The organism is Methanomicrobium sp. (genome assembly GCF_055145805.1).
The window spans coordinates 1-6,636 of sequence record NZ_JBSREC010000032.1 but is presented as its reverse complement, the minus strand read 5'-3'; the positions used below and the strand labels follow the sequence as shown (position 1 = coordinate 6,636).

Annotated in this window: 6 protein-coding genes; all 6 read left to right on the top strand. The window is 40.1% G+C overall.

What is annotated here, in order from left to right:
• Positions 1–30 precede the first annotated feature (30 nt).
• A complete protein-coding gene (locus ACTB1O_RS02365) occupies positions 31–879 on the top strand; it encodes a sirohydrochlorin cobaltochelatase (protein ID WP_462993534.1) in 849 nt (282 codons plus the stop codon).
• 186 nt (positions 880–1,065) lie between these two features.
• Positions 1,066–2,193, top strand: coding sequence for an adenosylcobinamide amidohydrolase (locus ACTB1O_RS02360; RefSeq protein ID WP_462993533.1), 1,128 nt, complete (start codon positions 1,066–1,068; stop codon positions 2,191–2,193).
• Positions 2,194–2,278: 85 nt separating this feature from the next.
• Entirely contained in the window at positions 2,279–3,529 is a 1,251-nt protein-coding gene (locus ACTB1O_RS02355) for an ABC transporter substrate-binding protein (RefSeq protein ID WP_462993532.1), read from the top strand.
• Entirely contained in the window at positions 3,526–4,599 is a 1,074-nt protein-coding gene (locus ACTB1O_RS02350) for an iron ABC transporter permease (RefSeq protein ID WP_278100164.1), read from the top strand. The genes ACTB1O_RS02355 and ACTB1O_RS02350 overlap by 4 nt, the downstream gene beginning before the upstream one ends.
• Positions 4,596–5,639, top strand: coding sequence for an ABC transporter ATP-binding protein (locus ACTB1O_RS02345; protein WP_462993531.1), 1,044 nt, complete (start codon positions 4,596–4,598; stop codon positions 5,637–5,639). Before ACTB1O_RS02350 ends, ACTB1O_RS02345 begins: the two co-directional genes overlap by 4 nt.
• Positions 5,626–6,636: nucleotide-binding protein (locus ACTB1O_RS02340; protein WP_462993530.1), on the top strand; the 1,011-nt coding region annotated here is incomplete at its 3' end. The genes ACTB1O_RS02345 and ACTB1O_RS02340, both read left to right, overlap by 14 nt.

Genomic DNA, 6,636 nt, shown 5'->3' with positions numbered 1-6,636 from the left:
GCTTATAAAATTAACTAAGAGATGATACTAATGAAAGGACATGGAAAAAAAATTGAGAGCCATGGTGCAGTCCTTGTTGTTGCAATGGGTACAACAAGGAAAGAAGGCCGTTTAGTTGTAGAAAAATGTATGAAACTTGCAAGAGAGGCATATCCAAAAGCAGAAGTTGAATTTTCATTTAATTATGAAGCAGTAAGACTTGTTCTAAAAGAAAGTGGTGAAGAAGTATCAGGTCCGCTTGCGGCAATGACCAAACTTTTGGATAAAGGACATTCACAGATAGTAGTTCTCCCCATTTATCTCACACCAGGAATGGGCTATCATGAATTATACCGGATAATTTCCTCATTAAATGACCTTGCCGGCGCTCATGGTGCTATAGGATTTGACGGAATTTTGGTTGCAAGGCCTCTTCTAATGAGGACTGAGGATTATTTTGAGGTTGCAGAGGCTGTCAACGGAATTTATGGAAAGTCACTCTCTGATGATGAAGTCCTCATACTTGTTGCACCTACATCCGAAGGCGGCGCTGATACATCACTCTGTCAGATGCAGATGGTGATGGACGATGTATGTAAGTCGGGAAAGGTTGTTATCGGAGGAGTCGGAGGCTATCCGGGAGTTGAAAAGATAACCAGACGTCTGGAGCATATGAATGCCAAAAAGGTGAGACTTGCACCCTTTGCATTAGTCTCCGGAATTCATGCATCTCTTGAGATAGCAGGAGAAACCAATCCGGATTCATGGAAAAAGGCCCTTGAGTCCAAAGGATATGCTGTATCTGTTGATGACAAAGCCCTTGGTGAATACGATGAAATAATCGAAATATTTGCCGGAAGACTTAAAGATGCAGCTTCATCACATGGGTTTTTAAAATAATCCTGAAAATTATTATTCAATCATTTTTCTTTTCAAAATAAAAACCAGTAATGGCTGATTAAGCATATAAATTGATATTCTTTTCTCATTACATACATCTTGTTGAAAACTAAATTTTACTAAAGACAAATTATTTTTAATTATAAATGTCAATATCATTATTACAACAAGAGGTGTTCTTCTAAATTGACAAGTTATACAACAGACTCAAAAAAAGACCTTAAACTGATTTTTGAAACATCAGGTGGAGAAAAAGTTTACAGATCGGAAAATTCGGTTGTCGTAAAACTTCCTCCTAACAGAAATTCAATTACAACATCATACATAAACGGAGGGTATCAGGAAAATCTCGAAGCTATTTTTAATCATGAGCCTAATCCGACAAGAGGTCACTGCGGTCATGACCTTGAAGGTGGAAGTGTTGAAGAATATATAAAAATCCAGTCAAAAAGGCTGGGTCTGAATCCTGAAAAGACAGCTGCGATGATGACAGCCGCAAAGATGAAGAACGCTGCCATAAGCACTAGAACTTTCAGGGATCTTGAGGTTACAGCAATAGTTACCGCAGGAATAGAAGTAAACGGAGGACGTGCAGGCGACCCGGCAAACTGGCATGAAGAGAATGGAAGTACTGTTTATGTCGGCGGAACAATCAATACTTTTTTAATTTTAAGCTCATATCTGCCCGCACATGCTCTTACACGAGTTATAATGACCGCAACTGAGGCAAAGACAGTTGCAATACAGCAGCTTATGGCGCCAAGCAGATATTCAAACGGAATTGCAACGGGTTCAGGTACAGATCAGATATCAGTTATCTCAAATATGAGTAGTCCAAATGTTCTGACCTGGGCAGGAAAACATTCGAAACTTGGCGAACTTGTCGCTCTTTGCATTATTGATGCAACAACAGAAGCACTTGACAAGCAAACCTGCTTAAACCCTCTGACACAGAGAGATATGCTTGTCAGACTTAACAGATTTGGAATAAACGAGGACAAATACTGGGAGACCGCGGCTTTAATCGAAGGAGAGAACAAAAAACCTGTTTTCATAGAAAATCTTCGCGAATTTTCAAAAAATCCGTCTGTGGTTGCAATGACAACTTCACTTCTGCACATTATTGATGAGATAAACTGGGGTCTTATCCCTGAAAAATCAGGAAAAAATGCAGCTTACTCAGTTATGAAAACACTTCCCGAAATGATAGCTGTAAAAAATCAGCCTGATTTTGAACATCTCATTGACGAAAAAATGACTATTATTGAAAACTGGATAAGAATTAGTTCCTGGTGCATAAAAATTGGTTTTTGAGGATTTAGTTTATGGCTAAAATCATTGCATTTTTGTTTCAGTACCAGTCGCATAAAGGAAAGAGAATACAGCGGAAGTGAGTGTTATGTTTAAGAAATACAAAATAAAATCAATATACATTGTTTTGGCTGTGTTGATACTTGCTGCCATTTTTACAGCAGGAATTGCTGTTTTTGCTGATAATACAGAAGAAAGTCATTCGAATGTAAAAATCCCTGAAGAAAACCCGGATGCAAAAGATCTTTTCACAGACAAGGCATATCCAGAATATGCCAAAGGCTACTCTGTTGAATACCACAATACCTACAAAGTTGTTACTATAAAAGATCCCTGGGGCAGAACAGCAAAAGATTTGAAATATCTCCTTGTTCAAAAAGGAGAAGAAATTCCCAAAGGGTATGATAATTACAAAGTAGTCTCAATCCCGGTTGAATCAGTAATTACACTTTCTACAACACAACTCCCACATATAAAAGAATTAGGAGAAATATCCTCAATTAAAGGACACAATGGAATTAATTTAATTTTTGATGAAGATTTTCAAAAGCGCTTTCAAAATGGCTCACTTGCTGAAATCGGAAGTGGTGCTCTTTCAATGGAAAGTCAACTTAAAATTGAACAGATGATTGAACTGGAGCCGGAAATTGTATTTTGTTCTGCAAGTAATACAGATGAATATGACAATCGGGGTAAACTCGAAGAAGCAGGTCTAAGACCTGCAATAGTTTCTGACTGGATGGAAAACACTCCTCTTGGGCGTGCAGAATGGATAAAATTTTTTGCATATTTTTATAACAAAGAAGAAACTGCAAATGGGGTCTTTGAGATAATTAAAAATAATTATACTCAAATTAAAAACATTACAAGAGATATTTCAGACAAACCAACTGTTTTTGCCGGAATTGACTATCAGGGTACATGGTATGCACCAGGCGGTGAAAGCTATGTTGCAAAATTATTCAGAGATGCCGGTGGAGATTATATTATCACAAAAGGGCCTGAAACAGGAAGTATTTCACTTGATTTTGAATCCATATATGAAAAAGCATATGATGCGGATTTCTGGCTGAATACCGGATCAGGCAATTCGATTGAAGATATTTTAGCAATGGATTCCCGTTATTCAAAATTTAAAGCATTAAAATCAGGAAATGTTTATAATTATAATGCAAGAGTAAACGATTTTGGAGGTAATGATTACTGGCAGTCCGCAATATTAAATCCTGACGTAATACTTGCCGATCTTGTAGAAATACTTCATCCGGGACTTCTTGACAGACATAATCTTTATTATTACAAAAATCTTGCAGACAACAATTCAGGAGGATTTAAATGAATCTTTCTGCTGATGAAACCGGCGACAGCTTTAAGAGAACTATTCTTTTAATTCCGCTGATTTTCGGAGTTCTGATATTGCTTTTCACGCTGGATCTTTTAACAGGATCAGTAAACATACCATTAGATGCTTTTTTTAACATAATCACAGGAGGAGAAGTCAAAGAAACATGGCAAAACATCTTCTGGGCCTGGAGACTTCCAAAAGCTATTACTGCAATATTTGCAGGCGGAGCTCTTGCTCTTGCAGGTCTTTTAATGCAAACTTTTTTTAGAAATCCACTTGCAGATCCATACATTCTGGGTATAAGCTCAGGTGCAAGTCTTGGTGTTGCTCTTGTCATGCTCTCTGCAGGAGCGGCAGGCGTTGGTGTAATATTTCAGACATTCGGTTTCATTGGTGATTTAAGCATCTCTGTTGCCGCAATTTGTGGATCTTTTGCAGTTCTGGCACTGATTCTTGCAATTTCATCAAAAATTCAAAGTAACATCACAATATTGATTCTTGGAATAATGGTTGCATACATTAGCAGTGCCCTCGTAACAATTTTGTTGCAATTTTCAGACGAATCAAGCATGCATTCCTATACCGCATGGACATTTGGCAGTTTTTCAGGTGTTACCTGGGGACAAATCCCTGTGATGACAGTACTTCTTATGGCAGGTTTTTTGATTTCGTTATGTTCAGTAAAATCTCTAAACGCATTGTTACTAGGAGAACAATATGCAGAAAGTATGGGAATGAATTTCAAACGAACAAGAACCATTATCATTGCAAACACAGCTCTAATGGCAGGAGCTGTCACTGCCTTCTGCGGACCAGTCGGATTTTTAGGGATTGCTGTTCCACATTTATGCAGAGCCCTTTTTGTAACGGCAGATCACCGTATTCTTGTTCCGGCGTGTATAATTGTTGGAGGAATTATCTCACTTTGCACTGACATCATCTCGCATTTCCCCGGAACAGACATTGTACTGCCTCTCAATGCAATAACCGCCCTTTTCGGAGCACCGGTTGTTATATGGGTGATTGTCAGGGGAACCAAATTCGGAAGAGGGGTTACAACATGAACCAAAGCCCCATTCTTATATGCAAAAACCTGACAATAGGATACAATAGCCAGAAATCCGCTGCAAAAGAGATTTCAAAAAATCTGAATCTTACCTTAAACCGCGGAGAGCTGGTATGCCTTATCGGTCCTAACGGTTCAGGCAAATCCACTCTTATCAGAACTATTACCGGAATTCAGCCGGCAATAGATGGGGAAGTCTGGCTGTGCAATAAAAGAATAGAAGATCATAGTTCAGATGAGAAGGCAAAAACACTGAGTGTTGTACTTACAAATCCTGTTTCGGCAGGCTATCTCACTGCTTATGATATTGTGGCCCTTGGACGCTTTCCCTATACTAACTGGGCAGGGAGACTTTCAGAGTCAGACAACCTGATTGTGACATCTGCTTTAAAGTCGGTTGGTGCAGGAAATCTCACCCGCCGCTTCATGCATGAAATGAGTGACGGGGAACGGCAAAAAGTAATGATTGCCCGTGCACTTGCACAGGAGCCTGAGATGATGGTTCTTGATGAGCCAACAGCCTTTCTGGATCTGCCGCATAAGATTGAAACAATGCGTATTCTAAGAAATGTGGCGCAAAAAACAGGAAAATCGATTCTTCTCTCAACCCATGATCTGAATCTGGCAATCCGCTGTGCTGATCAGCTCTGGATAATTGACAAAAACGGCAAAATGATCTCAGGTGTTCCCGAAGATTTGATATTATCCGGAATTTTTGGCTCTGCTTTTGAGATTGAGGGCGTCAGTTTTGATTCTATAAAGGGGGAATTTACAATTCCTGTACAGAAAAAAGGTACTTTTACCTTTACAGGAGCTGAATCTGTCGAACGCATCTGGACATTATGTGCACTTGAGCGAATTGGGTTTACTCCAGCAAACGGTGGCGAATCTGATATTTTCCTGACTCTTGAAAAGAACGGGGATAAACCTGCATGGCTCCTGACTCATACGGGCGGTGAGAACAGGTGCGAGAGCATAAGCAAACTCGTTGAAAATATCTCACATTTATATCCTGCTGCAGGGGATGATCTCAATTAAAATCGCTGTCTATGGCAAGGGAGGAATCGGAAAATCCACAATCTCCGCAAATGTATCTGCCGCATTCGCAAAGAATGGTCACAGCGTTCTTCAAATAGGATGCGATCCCAAACATGATTCAACAAGGCTTCTTCTTGGAGGGAAAATACCGGTAACCGCTCTGGATTATATCAGGGATATCCTCCCTGCTGACAGGAATCCCGAGGATATTATTTATAAGGGCTATGGAAATGTCGCATGCGTCGAGGCAGGAGGGCCTAAGCCCGGAGTAGGCTGTGCTGGCAGAGGGATTATCAGCACATTTGAGCTTCTAGAAGAACTTGGCATAAAATCATCGCTTTTTGATATAACCCTTTATGATGTCCTGGGAGATGTTGTCTGCGGTGGATTCAGCGTTCCCATAAGACGCGAATATGCCGATGCAATATACATCGTAACATCCGGAGAATTTATGGCCATTTATGCAGCCAACAACATTCTCAGAGGAATCAGGCAGTTTACTGAAACAAAGAACAGGGTTGCCGGAATAATTTACAATGCACGCGGACTTTTGGAAGAGGACGAGCGTGTGGCAAGATTTTCAAAAGCGGTAAAACTTCCGGTTATTGTAAGTGTGCCTAGAAGTGAGATCTTTGCGGATGCGGAAAAAGACGGATGCACTTTAATTGAGAAGTACCCTGATTCAGATGAGGCCGGACTGTTCTGCAAACTTGCAGAGCATATGAAAAATCTGGAGTCAGAAAAAGGTTTTTTGTATCCGGCACTGCCGCTGAGTGATGAAGAGCTCGAAAACACCGTTCTGATGAGAAATGAGAAAATTCCTGCGGATAAATTCAGGCTTTCAGAAATAAGAGTTATGGAGAAAAAATGCATCTCAAACTCTGTCAAAAACAAAAAGCCGCTCATAGGTTGTGCTTTTGCCGGTGCGGTCTCTGTAACTGCACAGATAACCGATGCTATGACGGTTATGCACTGCCCGAAAAGCTGTGCACTGATG